At 46.5% G+C, this 13,760-nt stretch carries 14 protein-coding genes, 9 tRNA genes and 1 rRNA gene; all 24 read right to left on the bottom strand.

Annotated elements, in window-relative coordinates:
* Nucleotides 1-141: 141 nt before the first annotated feature.
* Nucleotides 142-217: transfer RNA gene (locus tag ERX35_RS10685), tRNA-Ala, on the bottom strand.
* Between the two features lie 17 nt (nucleotides 218-234).
* Nucleotides 235-308 (bottom strand) — tRNA-Pro (locus tag ERX35_RS10690).
* A gap of 13 nt (nucleotides 309-321) precedes the next feature.
* Nucleotides 322-398, bottom strand: a tRNA-Arg gene (locus ERX35_RS10695).
* 6 nt (nucleotides 399-404) lie between these two features.
* A tRNA-Leu gene (locus tag ERX35_RS10700) sits at nucleotides 405-493 on the bottom strand.
* Nucleotides 494-517: 24 nt separating this feature from the next.
* Nucleotides 518-592 (bottom strand) — tRNA-Gly (locus tag ERX35_RS10705).
* A 5-nt stretch (nucleotides 593-597) separates the two neighbouring features.
* A tRNA-Leu gene (locus ERX35_RS10710) sits at nucleotides 598-684 on the bottom strand.
* A 9-nt stretch (nucleotides 685-693) separates the two neighbouring features.
* Nucleotides 694-766 (bottom strand) — tRNA-Lys (locus ERX35_RS10715).
* A gap of 5 nt (nucleotides 767-771) precedes the next feature.
* Nucleotides 772-847, bottom strand: a tRNA-Thr gene (locus ERX35_RS10720).
* 11 nt (nucleotides 848-858) lie between these two features.
* A tRNA-Val gene (locus tag ERX35_RS10725) sits at nucleotides 859-934 on the bottom strand.
* A 10-nt stretch (nucleotides 935-944) separates the two neighbouring features.
* Nucleotides 945-1,059 (bottom strand): 5S ribosomal RNA (gene rrf, locus ERX35_RS10730).
* Between the two features lie 217 nt (nucleotides 1,060-1,276).
* Nucleotides 1,277-2,764: a lysine--tRNA ligase gene (gene lysS / locus ERX35_RS10735; protein WP_149459887.1), complete on the bottom strand. Its 1,488-nt coding sequence runs from the start codon at nucleotides 2,762-2,764 to the stop codon at nucleotides 1,277-1,279.
* A 2-nt stretch (nucleotides 2,765-2,766) separates the two neighbouring features.
* Nucleotides 2,767-3,765, bottom strand: a complete 999-nt coding sequence (dusB, locus tag ERX35_RS10740; protein WP_149459888.1) for a tRNA dihydrouridine synthase DusB — start codon at nucleotides 3,763-3,765, stop codon at nucleotides 2,767-2,769.
* Nucleotides 3,766-3,779: 14 nt separating this feature from the next.
* Nucleotides 3,780-4,253, bottom strand: a complete 474-nt coding sequence (gene folK, locus ERX35_RS10745) for a 2-amino-4-hydroxy-6-hydroxymethyldihydropteridine diphosphokinase (protein ID WP_149459889.1) — start codon at nucleotides 4,251-4,253, stop codon at nucleotides 3,780-3,782.
* Between the two features lie 4 nt (nucleotides 4,254-4,257).
* Nucleotides 4,258-4,614, bottom strand: a complete 357-nt coding sequence (folB, locus tag ERX35_RS10750; protein WP_149459890.1) for a dihydroneopterin aldolase — start codon at nucleotides 4,612-4,614, stop codon at nucleotides 4,258-4,260.
* Nucleotides 4,607-5,389: a dihydropteroate synthase gene (gene folP / locus ERX35_RS10755; protein WP_149459891.1), complete on the bottom strand. Its 783-nt coding sequence runs from the start codon at nucleotides 5,387-5,389 to the stop codon at nucleotides 4,607-4,609. The genes folB and folP overlap by 8 nt, the downstream gene beginning before the upstream one ends.
* 105 nt (nucleotides 5,390-5,494) lie before the next feature.
* Complete coding sequence (cysK, locus tag ERX35_RS10760) at nucleotides 5,495-6,427, bottom strand: cysteine synthase A (protein ID WP_149459892.1); 933 nt, start codon at nucleotides 6,425-6,427, stop codon at nucleotides 5,495-5,497.
* Nucleotides 6,428-6,498: 71 nt separating this feature from the next.
* Nucleotides 6,499-7,371, bottom strand: coding sequence for an Hsp33 family molecular chaperone HslO (gene hslO / locus ERX35_RS10765; RefSeq protein ID WP_149459893.1), 873 nt, complete (start codon nucleotides 7,369-7,371; stop codon nucleotides 6,499-6,501).
* A gap of 56 nt (nucleotides 7,372-7,427) precedes the next feature.
* A complete protein-coding gene (gene ftsH / locus ERX35_RS10770) occupies nucleotides 7,428-9,506 on the bottom strand; it encodes an ATP-dependent zinc metalloprotease FtsH (RefSeq protein ID WP_149459894.1) in 2,079 nt (692 codons plus the stop codon).
* A gap of 118 nt (nucleotides 9,507-9,624) precedes the next feature.
* Nucleotides 9,625-10,164: a hypoxanthine phosphoribosyltransferase gene (hpt, locus tag ERX35_RS10775; RefSeq protein ID WP_149459895.1), complete on the bottom strand. Its 540-nt coding sequence runs from the start codon at nucleotides 10,162-10,164 to the stop codon at nucleotides 9,625-9,627.
* Complete coding sequence (gene tilS, locus ERX35_RS10780) at nucleotides 10,157-11,404, bottom strand: tRNA lysidine(34) synthetase TilS (protein WP_149459896.1); 1,248 nt, start codon at nucleotides 11,402-11,404, stop codon at nucleotides 10,157-10,159. Before tilS ends, hpt begins: the two co-directional genes overlap by 8 nt.
* Nucleotides 11,405-11,464: 60 nt before the next feature.
* Nucleotides 11,465-11,851 carry a S1 domain-containing RNA-binding protein gene (locus ERX35_RS10785; RefSeq protein WP_149459897.1) on the bottom strand — a complete coding sequence of 129 codons (387 nt, stop codon included), beginning with the start codon at nucleotides 11,849-11,851 and terminating at the stop codon, nucleotides 11,465-11,467.
* 97 nt (nucleotides 11,852-11,948) lie between these two features.
* On the bottom strand, nucleotides 11,949-12,323 hold the full coding sequence (locus tag ERX35_RS10790; protein WP_149459898.1) for an FtsB family cell division protein: 375 nt from the start codon (nucleotides 12,321-12,323) through the stop codon (nucleotides 11,949-11,951).
* A gap of 12 nt (nucleotides 12,324-12,335) precedes the next feature.
* Complete coding sequence (locus tag ERX35_RS10795) at nucleotides 12,336-12,605, bottom strand: RNA-binding S4 domain-containing protein (protein WP_149459899.1); 270 nt, start codon at nucleotides 12,603-12,605, stop codon at nucleotides 12,336-12,338.
* On the bottom strand, nucleotides 12,592-13,749 hold the full coding sequence (locus ERX35_RS10800; protein WP_246143166.1) for a MazG nucleotide pyrophosphohydrolase domain-containing protein: 1,158 nt from the start codon (nucleotides 13,747-13,749) through the stop codon (nucleotides 12,592-12,594). The genes ERX35_RS10795 and ERX35_RS10800 overlap by 14 nt, the downstream gene beginning before the upstream one ends.
* Nucleotides 13,750-13,760 lie beyond the last annotated feature (11 nt).

Raw genomic sequence — 13,760 nt, forward strand, 5'->3', positions numbered from 1 at the left:
AAACTCTCCATAATAGTTTGTCTGATAAAAGCTCGTTGACTGCTTAAGCCAGTCACTCTGAAAGTACTAAAGTACTCAAATTATTGGAATTAACGTTGACATATTGTCATTCAGTTTTCAATGTTCATTTTAATTAAATAATGGTGGAGACTAGCGGGATCGAACCGCTGACCTCCTGCGTGCAAAGCAGGCGCTCTCCCAGCTGAGCTAAGCCCCCATAATTTTAAGTTAAAGTCGGGAAGACAGGATTCGAACCTGCGACCCCTTGGTCCCAAACCAAGTGCTCTACCAAGCTGAGCTACTTCCCGTTTGTAATAAAAATGGCGCGCCCGAGAGGAGTCGAACCCCTAACCTCTTGATCCGTAGTCAAACGCTCTATCCAATTGAGCTACGGGCGCATTATATGGTGCCGAGGACCGGAATCGAACCGGTACGGTAATCACTTACCGCAGGATTTTAAGTCCTGTGCGTCTGCCAGTTCCGCCACCCCGGCTGGTAATCAGCATAATAAAATTAATGGAGCGAAAGACGGGATTCGAACCCGCGACCCCAACCTTGGCAAGGTTGTATTCTACCACTGAACTACTTTCGCAAATATGGTGCGGATGAAGGGAGTCGAACCCCCACGCCCGTGAAGGCGCTAGATCCTGATTCTAGTGCGTCTGCCAATTCCGCCACACCCGCAAAATATAATGAGCCATAGAGGATTCGAACCTCTGACCCTTTGATTAAAAGTCAAATGCTCTACCAGCTGAGCTAATGGCTCTAACATGGTGCCGGAAAAAGGACTTGAACCCTCAACCTACTGATTACAAGTCAGTTGCTCTACCAGTTGAGCTATTCCGGCATAATAATAAATGGTGGAGGATGACGGGATCGAACCGCCGACCCTCTGCTTGTAAGGCAGATGCTCTCCCAGCTGAGCTAATCCTCCAAATGTTTCTGCCCGGCAGCGTCCTACTCTCGCGGGACGTCAGTCCAACTACCATCGGCGCTAGAGAGCTTAACTTCTGTGTTCGGTATGGGAACAGGTGTGACCTCTCTGCCATCGTCACCAGACAAAAATTGACTACTTGATTAAGTATATAGACTTCAAAGCGCTTTTGCAACAGTAAATTTTACACTCTCTTTACGAACTTTACAGTTCGTTTATTCGTGTTATTGCTTCTGTCATAAGCGACTTTTTTATATTACATGATGCAGCGATTCGTGTCAACGTTTTTAACTAAAAATAATTAAAAAATTCCCCGGCGCTTGCAGCCCGGGGATAACAGGTCTATTTCTGTCTCATATGTGGGAATAACAGTACGTCTCTAATAGAAGGCGCGTCCGTCAGCAGCATGACTAAACGGTCAATGCCGATACCGAGTCCACCTGTCGGCGGCATACCATATTCCAGTGCTTCGATGAAGTCATCGTCCATTTCATGCGCTTCATCATTTCCTTCTGCTTTTTCTACCATCTGTGCTTCAAAACGCTGACGCTGATCGATCGGGTCGTTCAGCTCGGTAAATGCATTGGCATGTTCACGACGTACGATGAACAGTTCAAAACGGTCCGTAAAGCGTTTATCTTCAGGGTTCTGCTTGGCAAGTGGTGAAATCTCTACTGGATGACCATAGATGAATGTCGGCTGGACAAGTTCTTCTTCTACTTTCTGCTCGAAGAATTCATTTAAGATATGCCCGTATTTCATATTCGGTTTGACGTCGATGCCATGCTCTTTAGCCAGCTGATGTGCTTCTTCGTCAGATGTAACGTCATAGAAGTTGACTCCTGTGTATTCCTTAACCGCATCAACCATATGCCATCTGCGCCATTTAGGAGCCAGATTGATTTCTTCGCCGTTGTAAGTGACTGTCGTTGAACCTGTTACACGTTCAGCGATATGCGCGATCAATGATTCTGTTAAGTCCATAATATCGTTGTAGTCTGCATAGGCCTCATACAGCTCAATCATCGTAAACTCAGGGTTATGTCGCGTAGATATTCCTTCGTTGCGGAAAACACGGCCGATCTCGTATACTTTCTCAAGTCCACCGACAATGAGACGTTTCAAGTGAAGTTCAATCGCTATACGCATATATAAGGTCATATCAAGTGCGTTATGATGCGTGACGAATGGTCTTGCTGCTGCCCCGCCGGCAATCGCATGCATCATCGGCGTCTCTACTTCAAGGAAGCCTTTGTCGTTCAAGAAGCTGCGCATCTCCTGAATAATACGGCTGCGTGTAATAAAGGTCTGTGTAGACTCATCACTAGTGATTAAATCAAGGTAACGCTGGCGATAGCGCTGCTCCACGTCCTGCAGGCCATGGAACTTATCCGGTAATGGACGCAGTGCTTTCGCAAGCATCTTGAATGACGTCGCCTTAACAGAAAGTTCTCCCGTATTGGTCTTGAACATCACACCTTCAATACCGACGATATCTCCTAAATCTGCGTTGTTCCACAACTCGAACTGGTCATCTCCGACAGCGTCTTTACGGACATAAATCTGAAGCTGACCGGTCAAGTCTTTAACATGAGCAAAACCTGCCTTACCTTTACCACGTTTTGTCATAATACGGCCGGCGATCGCTGTCACTGACTCAGACTCTTTGTCATGTAATTCTTCTTTAGAAAACTGGTCCCAGTCTGCTGCCAGGCTTGCTGCCGTTCCTGTACGTTCAAATTTCTGACCGAACGGATCAATACCAAGGTCAAGCAAGTCCTGCATTTTCTGACGGCGGACCAGCATCTGATCGTTTAATTCTTCTGTCATGGTTACACTCCTTCAGCTACTTTTTCTTCTTCCAGCACATGCTGTTCGAACGTTCTTAGTATATCAACTAATTCGTCGCGTGTCTCGGCTGCATTAATCAGCTTACGTGCCTTACCGTTTCCTTTAACGCCTTTTAAATACCATGAAGCATGCTTGCGCATTTCCATCACGGCGATTTTCTCGCCTTTCAGCTGAATCAGACGGTCTAAGTGCAGTATCGCCACAGTCATCTTCTCAGAGATAGACGGCTCCGGCTGCAGTTCACCTGTTTCAAGATAGTGCACCGTGCGGTAGATCATCCACGGGTTACCCAGTGCTTCACGGCCGATCATGACCGCGTCTACTCCTGTTTCATCGAGCATTTTCTTCGCAAGTTCCGGCGTTGTAACGTCGCCATTACCGACAACAGGAATAGAGACCGCTTCTTTCACCTGTTTGATGATGTTCCAGTCTGCATGTCCTTCATACATCTGAACGCGTGTCCGTCCGTGCACTGCAATTGCGGCAGCGCCTGCTTTCTCAATCATCTTCGCATTCTCTACTGCATAAATATGGTCGTCATCCCAGCCAATACGCATCTTTACTGTGACAGGCTTTGATACCGCTGCAACAACAGCCGACACCATCTCATAAATTTTCGGCGGATCAAGCAGCCAGCGCGCTCCAGCTTCACATTTAATAATCTTAGAAACAGGGCAGCCCATATTAATATCGATGATATCCGCTGTTGTGTTCTGATCCACATATTTTGCCGCTTCGACCAGCGTCTCTTTTTCGCCGCCAAAAATCTGCAGTGACAGCGGACGTTCGTTCTCATCAATGTACAGCATCTTCATCGTCTTTTCGTTGTTGAAAAGAATTGCTTTGTCACTTACCATCTCCGCACAGACAAGACCAGCGCCAAATTCTTTGACAGTCAGTCTGAACGCAGCGTTACAAACACCAGCCATCGGTGCCAGTACCACTTTGTTGTTAATCTCAATATCGCCTATTTTCCACATAATTATAGCCTCACTTATAGTTTCCTAACTTCCGGGTCGTCATATACTAGTTCATCAATTCTCTTCTTTGCTACAGGGTGTACTGCGTCAGCTGCAATTTCGTTCAAAGGGATCAAGACAAAGCTTCGTTCAAGCATGAAAGGATGCGGTACTTGCAGATTCGGTTCATCTATCACATAGTCATCCACCATTAAGATGTCGAGGTCAATGGTCCGTGGTCCCCAGTGAATACGGCGCACGCGTGCAAGCTCTTGTTCAATCGACTGACATACTGCCAGTACTTCCTGCGGCGTAAGTGTTGTGTCCGCGACTACACATATATTATAGAAATCATCCTGTGCGACACTACCGACCGGCGCAGTCTCGTAAATAGAAGAAACGCGCATGACGCGGATGCCTGCCGTCTGACCAAGTAATTCAACCGCCCGTGCCAGCTGCTGTGCTCTGTCACCCATATTGCTGCCAAGACTCAAGTAAATAGTAGTCATTATACTACCTCGTCCGGTTTATTTCAATCCCTACGCCGTCGTAATGACCGGCGATCGGCGGATTTTCTTTTGTAATTCTGACGCTTAACGCCACTACCCGATTATAGTGAGCAAACAGCGTTTTGGCAATACGGCCCGCAACATGCTCCAAAAGCTTCGACGATTCTTTCATCTCTTCTTCGATAAGCTGATAAGCTTCACCGTAATTCACTGTCGTCTCAAGCTCATCTGTTGCACAAGCTTCTGTCAGATCGATAGAGAGTTCAACATCTACGACAAATATTTGACCGAGCTTATTCTCTTCTTCAAATACACCGTGGTACGCATAAAATTTCATTCCCTGTAAAAATATTTTATCCATTGTTCCCTCTCAGTCCGTCAGCGACTCGCGCGACTTTTTTATTCATTGCTACATTATGTACACGTACAGCATGGATTCCTTTAGCGATGCCCCATACCGTTGTGGCCGCTGTGCCTTCGTCTCGTGCAGCGGCCGGCCGGCCATCATCAAGCAGCTCTTTGACCATGCGTTTACGGCTTGTTGCGAGCAGCACTTTGTAGCCGAGCCCGCACAGTTCATCAAGCCGTCTCATCACTTCGATCTCCTGCTCTCTTGATTTGGCAAAACCAATGCCCGGATCCAGCCATATATGTTCCCGCTGAATGCCAGCCTGCTCTGCAAGTTCGGCCTGCCGCAGCAGGTCCTCTGTCATCGCTGCCATCACGTCCCCGGTCACTTCTTCTTCCGCGTTATGCATCAAAATGATCTGCGCATTGTGTCGTGCCGCAGCATCAAACATCGCCTTGTCATATTTCCCGGCCCACTGGTCATTGATGAAATCCGCGCCGGCTGACAGGGCAGCTGCCGCCACTTCACTTCTGAACGTGTCAACTGAGATCAATACGTCAAACTGACGAATCGCCTGCACGACCGGTATGACCCGTGCCAGTTCCTCTGCGACTGAAACCTCCTGATAGCCGGGACGCGTTGAATACCCGCCGACGTCCACGATATCAACGCCTTCAGCAATCATTTCTTCCACGCGCTGCACGGCCTGCGCGACAGAATTATACCGGCCGCCGTCCGAAAAAGAGTCCGGCGTCACATTAAGAATGCCCATCACTAATGTTCTCATCTCTACCTCCTGGCTGAAAAGTGATCTTGTGCTGATGATCAGCACTCACTTCTCTCTATTATAGCAAACAAAAAAGCTATCTTATGACAAGATAGCTTTGAAATATTATTTGCTGAGGTCTGCGTATAACGGTGTTGATAAGTAACGCTCACCGTTACTTGGTAATATCGCTACGACATTTTTGCCGGCGCCAAGTTCCACAGCTTTTTTGATGGCTGCGTGAACGGCTGCACCTGAAGAGATACCGCCGAGAATGCCTTCTTCACGTGCGACTTTACGGCTCATTTCCATCGCTTCGTCGTTAGTGACCTGCGTAATTGATTCGTAAATGCCAATATTCAATGTATCAGGCACAAATCCTGCACCGATCCCTTGAATTTTATGCGGCCCTGGTCTGCCGCCGCTTAATACTGGAGAATCTGTCGGCTCAACTGCGACAATATGCACTTCTGGATGGCTTTCTTTAATGACTTCGCCGGCACCCGTAATAGTACCCCCTGTTCCGATTCCTGCGATAAACGCATCGATCGACAGACCTTCCATCGCTGCGACAATTTCAGGTCCTGTTGTTTTTCGGTGAACTTCAGGGTTTGCCATGTTTTCAAACTGCTGCGGCATGAAGTAACCTTTTTCGTCTTTTAGTTCGTTGGCCTTCGCAATGGCACCTTTCATACCTTCAGCACCCGGTGTCAATACTAATTCGGCGCCATAAGCACGCAGTAATGTGCGGCGCTCCTGGCTCATTGTATCAGGCATGACAAGTACAGCTCTATAGCCTTTTGCTGCTGCGACCATCGCCAGACCAATTCCAGTGTTGCCTGATGTAGGTTCGATAATCGTATCGCCCGGCTGCAGACGGCCGTCCTGCTCTGCTGCATCAATCATCGCAACTGCAATACGGTCCTTAACAGAAGAACCCGGGTTCTGGTACTCAAGTTTCACATAAACATCTGCTGCGCCTTCAGGAACAACACGGTTTAATTTGACAAGCGGTGTATTACCAATTACTTCAGTGATATTATCGACTCGTTTAGCCATGATTTAATCTCCTCCAAAACCTAGTATTGTTATCGGATTAAGTATATCAACAGTTTTCCGCGACTTCAAAATTATTGCTTTAGCGCTGCTAGTTCTTCTGCAGAGAAATGATATTTCTCACGGCAGAAATGACATTCCACTTCAGCACCATTGTCTTCTTTAATCATGCTGTCAATTTCTGCATTGCCAAGGCCTTTAATCGCTGTGCTGAATTTTTCCTTGCCGCAGTGGCATTTAAATTCAACCGGCATCCGGTCGATGACGCGGATATTATCTTCTCCGAGCACTTCTTCAAGCAGCTGTTCAGGCGACAGGCCTTTATCAATTAAGGTCGATACCGGCTGCATCGCTCCTAAATGCTGCTCAATCGCACTGATGGTTTCTTCTGACGCACCCGGCATCAGCTGGATAATGAATCCGCCGGCCGCTTTAATCGTATTGTCCGGATTCACAAGAACGCCGAGACCGACCGCAGACGGCACCTGCTCACTTGTCACAAAATAATAAGTGAAATCCTCGCCCAGCTCACCTGAGACAATCGGTGTAGATCCTGTGAAGAAATCTCTCATCCCGATATCTTTGACGACATTGAGTGCACCGTTTGTCCCGACAGCACGACGGACATCCAGTTTGCCGTGCTCATTCAAGTCGAAGTGTGTCTGCGGATTAGTGACATAACCGCGCACTTCACCTTTGCCGTTCGCATCAACGATAATCTGACCGATCGGTCCGCCGCCGTTGATTGTGACCGTCAGTTTCTCGTCGTTCTTCAACATAGAACCCATCATTACACCAGCAGTCATCGACCGTCCGAGTGCAGCTGATGCTGTCGGCCATGTGTAGTGTCTTGTCTGTGCTTCCTGCACGGCATTCGTAGACCGGACGCTGAATGCACGTACTTCATCATTGAACGCGAGTGCTCTTACTAAATAATCTTCCATCATTATTCTCCTTTAAAAAATCCCTTTCTTCTGTCAGACAGCGAGAAAGGGATTGAAATTTAGAAATTATCTTTGTCCAGACGATCGACTTTCGGTTCAGGTTCATTAATGCTCTGATCTTGAACATCCTCGCCGTCCTGCAATTCTCTTTTTACATCTTCATAAGATGAGCCGATTTTATCGTCTTCATCCGCTTCTTTAACGGTGACACGCTCGTCATTATTAACGACAGTCACCCGGTCATCAGACTTAACAGTCGGATGGTACAAGTGTGAATCATCATAATTAACTTCAGGCAGTGTGCCGTGACGGAACAAGCTTTCGATCTGGTTGGCAACCAGTGTTTCTTCTACAAGCAGTGTTCTTGCGATTAAATCAAGCTGTTCGCGGTGCTCTGTCAAAATCTGACGGCAGCGCTCGTAAGCTTCTTTAATAATACGCTGGATTTCCAGGTCAATCTCATAAGCGATCTGATCAGAGTAATTCGGCTCTGAATGCATATCGCGGCCGAGGAATACTTCGCCGCCTTGTGTATTGCCGAACTGAAGCGGTCCAAGTTTATCACTCATACCATATTCAGTAACCATCTGGCGGGCAATCCCTGTCGCACGCTGGAAGTCATTGTGCGCTCCTGTTGATACTTCACCGAATGTAATTTCTTCTGCTACACGACCACCAAGCAGACCGACAATTTTGTCGAGCAGCTCAGGTTTCGTCATGAAGTAACGGTCCTGCTTCGGTAACATCATTGCATAACCACCGGCCTGACCGCGCGGTACGATTGTTACTTTATGAACCATCTCTGCTTCATCAAGCACTTTTCCGATCACTGTATGACCTGCTTCATGCCATGCAACGATATTGCGTTCTTTCTCTGAGATTACGCGTGATTTTTTCGCTGGACCTGCAATGACACGGTCTGTCGCTTCATCAATATCGCGCATATCAATTTTCGTCTTACCTTGACGGGCAGCAACAAGTGCCGCTTCGTTTAACAAGTTCTCAAGGTCTGCACCTGAGAAACCTGGTGTCCGCTGACTCAGTGCTTTAATATCGACAGTTTCGTCAAGCGGCTTGTTGCGGGCATGGACTTTAAGTACCGCTTCACGGCCTTTAACATCCGGGCGACCGACTTGAATCTGTCTGTCAAAACGACCTGGACGCAGTAATGCAGGGTCTAGAATGTCCGGTCTGTTGGTCGCTGCAATCATGATGATGCCTTCATTCTCACCGAAACCATCCATCTCTACAAGCAGCTGGTTCAATGTTTGCTCACGTTCATCGTGACCACCGCCGACACCAGCACCACGCTGACGACCGACTGCATCAATCTCATCGATGAAGATAATACAAGGTGCATTTTTCTTCGCGTTCTCGAATAAGTCACGGACACGGCTTGCACCGACACCGACGAACATCTCAACGAAGTCAGAACCACTGATCGAGAAGAACGGTACGCCTGCTTCACCGGCAACTGCACGGGCAAGCAATGTTTTACCTGTCCCTGGAGGTCCTACAAGCAGCACCCCTTTAGGAATGCGGGCACCCATTTTTTTGAACTTACGATTGTCTTTTAGGAAATCAACAATTTCTACAAGTTCCTGTTTCTCTTCATCAGCACCGGCAACATCTGTAAATCTTACTTTTTTCTTCTTGTCATCATAGAGCTTCGCTTTTGATTTACCGAAGTTCATGACACGACCGCCACCGCCGCCGCCTTGTGACTGTGACAGGAAGAAGATAAAGAAGAAGGCAAGCAGCAGTAGTGGAATTAATGTTGACAGCATGCCTAAAAAGACATTCTGTTTCTCTGCAGGCTTAATCGTAAAGTCCATTTTCCCTTTGTTTGCTTCTGCTATATCTGTAATACGCTGTAAATCTTTTTCGTTATTGTAAAGTACGACAGAAGTAAATGTTTCATTCTTGTCTGCACCTTTGAGTTTACCATTAACTAAATAAACTTCCTGTGCGGGCTGTAACGTCAATTCTTCTACGTTACCTTTTTCCAGCTCAGTCATTAATTTTGTATAAGTGATCGGTTTAGGCAGTGCGCCGTTACCGTTGATCCACGAAAATACGCCAAAAATGACGATGCCGAATAATGCGACCATCAGGATGTTACGAAAGGCCTTTTGCATTCACGTTATCCTCCTAATTCATATGTAAAGCTAAAAAAAATTTTATCATACTTAATCGTTATCAAGCTACTAATTGAACTTCAAATATCAAAAATAGTCAAACCCCGTAAAAATTGGATTATTTAGCGTATACTTCTTCTTTTAACAGACCGATGTACGGCAAGTTTCTGTATCGTTCCTGATAATCAAGCCCATATCCTACTACGAAGTCATCAGGAATTTTCTCACCGACATATTTTGCTTCAATATCTACTTTACGACGTGACGGTTTATCAAGCAGCGTCACAATTTCAATAGATTTTGCTTTGCGGTATTTCAGTAAATCAACGATAGAGTTAAGCGTCGTACCTGTTTCCAGAATATCTTCGATGATAATGACATCACGGTCTTCAACAGAAGTGCTTAAGTCTTTCAGAATCTTTACTTCGCCGGTACTTTCCGTGCCGCCGTGATAGCTTGAAACGTCCATAAAGTCAATTTCAACATGGGTATCAATATGTTTGATTAAATCTGTCATGAATAAGACGGAGCCTTTCAAAATACCGACGCAGAGCGGCAGGCTATCTTTGTAGTCAGCAGTCAGCTGCTGACCAAGGCGGACGCAGGCTGCTTCAATCTGTTCTTCTGTTAATACAATACTTCCAATATCATTATGCATGTTGTTCTTCTCCTTTTATGGTTAATATATCATTGATCGGATGGCTGGCACGTTTGAACGCCCCGACTGCGACTATCGTTCCATCTATCTCTACAATCGGCAGCCGGTTCCTAACAGCAGCCGGTACTTTATTATTAATCATGATGCGGTTAATCTTCTGATGGTGCTTACCTATCTTTATTTTATCACGCGGACGCGGCAGACGGACAATAATTATTTTATCGACCGGGGCGGTCAGTTCAATTTCAAAGCCATTGAACTGATATTTTCCAGGTGATTGAATCTCCATATAGTCATCCACCGGCTGTTTGCACTGTAACATCAATTTATCATATGCGATTTCGATATGCCATTTTGAAGTAACTTGATAACTTGCCTGAGCCGTGTCCGAGGCGCTGACCCGGACGATTTCATCCAAATAACTATGTGCGAGCGCCACGTGGTCACCTGTTGCTTCTTCCAGCAGCTGAATTAAGAGGGCGCGGCGTACCAGTTTATTCTCCATGTTGAACAGCGCCCTGTCCCAGCGGTAACCTGAAGGTGTCTGGTCAACGCGGCCTTTAAATTCATTCACGCCGGCTGTCACTAGTTCAAGCACTTCCTCCTGCCAGACAGCAAGATCAAGCAATGATTCTGATGACAATTGACTGATGGAATCAATCACCGGCAGCAGCTGATGGCGGATTGCGTTGCGGGCATACTTCGTACTGTTGTTCGAGGCGTCTTCCATATACGGGACACGATGCGTCACAGCGTAGTCAATGAGTTCATGCTTCTTCACATCAATCAACGGCCGGCAGATGACATAGCTTTCTCTTTCAGTATCAGCGATTGACAAACGCTGTGTATAAAACCGTCTCGTCAGCAGCCGGAACATAATGGTCTCAAGCTGATCATCCTGATGATGCGCAGTCAATAATACGTCCAGCTGCTGCTGTTTCATCACTTGATCAAAAAATCGGTAGCGATAATCCCGTGCCGCCCGCTGAATGCTCTGCCCTTCCTTGAAGTAACCAGCCGGTATAGTTGCCGTAAAACACGGAATGCCGTATTGGTGCGCATATTCTTCAATCAGCTGCTGCTCATCCTTTGATTCTGGTCGCAGGCCATGATTCACATGCAGAATCACAAGCGCACTACAGCGACCAGATTCTCTCACCTTATCGAGCAGCACCATCGAATCAACTCCGCCTGATACAGCTACTGCTGCACGCTGTCCGGCAGTCCAGCACCAGTTCATTGTCAGTCCTCCTTCGAAACAACAAAAAGATTGTCCGCAGACAATCTTTATGCCAATCTATTAACGTTTAGAACCTTTACCGCCACGGCGTGATTCTGTCTGACGTTTAATTGAAGTTAGTCGGTCCTCACTATCTTTCAGAAAGTTTGACAGCTTCTTCTCGAAATCTTCAGGTTTTTTCTCCTGCTGTGGTGCGCGCTGAGGTCTCGGTCTTTCTTTTGCTTTTTTTATAGAAAGGCTGATTTTGCCGTCAGTTCCTACAGTCAGTACTTTAACTTCTACTTCTTGTCCGAGTTCAAGATGATCAGCAACATTTTCAACATAGCTGTCTGCAACTTCACTGATGTGAACAAGGCCGCTTTTCCCTTCAGGCAACTCCACAAAAGCACCGAAATTTTTAATGCCTGTGACTTTACCTTTTAACTTACTTCCAACTTCAATTGCCATATGCTTAACGAATCCTCCCAGATTTTTTTCCTCTTTATATTATATGCCTGATTCCTATAAATGACAACTCACTTAACTCGTTTTCTGAATCTTTAATCTAGTTCCTATCGGCTTTCTTCTTAGCTTGGTCATCAGGTATTTTAAATATGATTTCACCGTCATTGCTCAGGAAATATTCACTGCGGGCAATTTTAGTGATGTACTCTTTGTTGTTCAGCTGCTTTAGTTTTTCCTTCAGCGCAATCTCTCGGTCCTGCAGCTGGGCAAGTTCAGCGGTCTTCGCGTCATGTGCTGCTTTCAGTTCGCTGTTCTGCTTCATCTGCGTGACCAGCAGGACAGTCAGGAAAAGCAAGATGGCAAGCAGCGCACCTCCAAATACAGTCAGTCTTTTTCTGACGACTCGACTTGACTTCACTTTTATCCGGTTCTGCTTAGTATAGTCATTATTCATCCTTTTAACTTTACGTGCCATCCTGGTCTCCTCCTATTCCGGCGTTGATATCACTTTTTCTTCTTTTTTCACTTCGAACATCTGCTTCGCATTATCTTTAGTCGCATGCTCAGACAACGCCGTCACTTCTACCGTCATAATCCGCTGACCGAGTTTAACGACCAGCTCATCACCGACACTGACTGTGGACGATGCTTTAGCAACATTGCCGTTAATCGTAATACGTCCCTGGTCACTGACTTCTTTCGCCAGTGTGCGGCGTTTAATCAGTCGTGATACTTTCAAATATTTATCGAGTCTCATCTGCTACCTCCTTAATGGCATTCTCTATCGTTTCACCTTGCTGCATCCGTTCATATAATGCCATCACAACATCAGCAAAAGCTTTTTCTGCTTTAAAGTCACGCTGCTCTTTACCTTCTTTGCGTTTCTCGTCTTCCCATACGCGATGCAGCTCGTCTACGGTAGTAACCGTCTCGGTGCCGAACACGTGCGGATGGCGGCGGATCATTTTCTCTGTAATCGATGTTACTACATCTTTAATATCGAACAGCGCTTCTTTCTCGCCGAGTGCGGTATGGAAGAAGACCTGCAGCAGTATATCGCCGAGTTCTTCGATGATATTATCGATATCATCCGCATCAATAGCTGCCATCAGCTCATAGCTTTCCTCGACTAAATAACGTTTCAGCGTCTGATGGGTCTGCTGCTGATCCCACGGACAGCCGTCCGGACTGACAAGCCGCTCCATCACACCAATCAATGTGCTGAATTCACCGTTCAGTCCTTCATCTGTTACAGGCGGTATGAACAGACTCGTCAAATTTGACTCTGTGAAGTCGTGGTCCAGTTCATATAAAGGGACGTGACAAAGCGAAGCTGACGCGCCCCGTGCCCCGGTGACTATCATGACAGGATGGTCATCCGGATACTTAGTCATCAGGGCGATCTTCAAGTCGCTTGCAACAATCTGGTTATAGACCTGCGTCACAACAAGCGCATTTCTAATATTGACGTGGTTCGTCTCAAACTGAGTAGCGTCAAGCAGCTGGAAACCATCATTTGGATCATATCCTGCCGCTGTAAATAAATCATCGATAAAGCTTTTGCCGCCTTTAATCGTCACTTTGACGTCGTCGCGGTTGAGCAGCAGCTGCGTCGTTGTTTCAGCTACCATTGGATGACCCGGCACAGCATAGACGACCGGCCCCTGCTTGCTTTTAGCAGCAAGCAGTTCAACGATCTCATCATAGACCGCTGCAAACTGATCGTGCCGTTCATATACTGCATCAAAACTCTGCCAGTTAACATCAGGCAGCTCATCGATGACCGGGTGTTTCAGCGTTCTGACATAAACTTCTGCTGTATTATTCAGGAGCTGATAAATGCCGTATGGCAGTTCATCAAGTCCGTAGTTACCAAGGCCGATGACCGTTATTTCATTCATAGTATATCCCT

This window comes from Macrococcus equipercicus, from assembly GCF_004359525.2.
GTDB classification, from domain to species: Bacteria; Bacillota; Bacilli; order Staphylococcales; family Staphylococcaceae; genus Macrococcus; species Macrococcus equipercicus.

What these genes read in the sequence shown, in the direction of transcription:
- cysK (WP_149459892.1), bottom strand. Translation starts at nt 6,427, where the DNA reads ATGGCTAAACGAGTCGATAATATCACTGAAGTAATTGGTAATACACCG.
- tilS (WP_149459896.1), bottom strand. Translation starts at nt 11,404, where the DNA reads ATGAACTGGTGCTGGACTGCCGGACAGCGTGCAGCAGTAGCTGTATCA.
- hslO (WP_149459893.1), bottom strand. Translation starts at nt 7,371, where the DNA reads ATGATGGAAGATTATTTAGTAAGAGCACTCGCGTTCAATGATGAAGTA.
- ERX35_RS10785 (WP_149459897.1), bottom strand. Translation starts at nt 11,851, where the DNA reads ATGGCAATTGAAGTTGGAAGTAAGTTAAAAGGTAAAGTCACAGGCATT.
- folK (WP_149459889.1), bottom strand. Translation starts at nt 4,253, where the DNA reads ATGACTACTATTTACTTGAGTCTTGGCAGCAATATGGGTGACAGAGCA.
- dusB (WP_149459888.1), bottom strand. Translation starts at nt 3,765, where the DNA reads ATGTGGAAAATAGGCGATATTGAGATTAACAACAAAGTGGTACTGGCA.
- hpt (WP_149459895.1), bottom strand. Translation starts at nt 10,164, where the DNA reads ATGCATAATGATATTGGAAGTATTGTATTAACAGAAGAACAGATTGAA.
- ERX35_RS10790 (WP_149459898.1), bottom strand. Translation starts at nt 12,323, where the DNA reads ATGGCACGTAAAGTTAAAAGGATGAATAATGACTATACTAAGCAGAAC.
- lysS (WP_149459887.1), bottom strand. Translation starts at nt 2,764, where the DNA reads ATGACAGAAGAATTAAACGATCAGATGCTGGTCCGCCGTCAGAAAATG.
- ERX35_RS10800 (WP_246143166.1), bottom strand. Translation starts at nt 13,749, where the DNA reads ATGAATGAAATAACGGTCATCGGCCTTGGTAACTACGGACTTGATGAA.
- ftsH (WP_149459894.1), bottom strand. Translation starts at nt 9,506, where the DNA reads ATGCAAAAGGCCTTTCGTAACATCCTGATGGTCGCATTATTCGGCATC.
- folB (WP_149459890.1), bottom strand. Translation starts at nt 4,614, where the DNA reads ATGGATAAAATATTTTTACAGGGAATGAAATTTTATGCGTACCACGGT.
- ERX35_RS10795 (WP_149459899.1), bottom strand. Translation starts at nt 12,605, where the DNA reads ATGAGACTCGATAAATATTTGAAAGTATCACGACTGATTAAACGCCGC.
- folP (WP_149459891.1), bottom strand. Translation starts at nt 5,389, where the DNA reads ATGAGAACATTAGTGATGGGCATTCTTAATGTGACGCCGGACTCTTTT.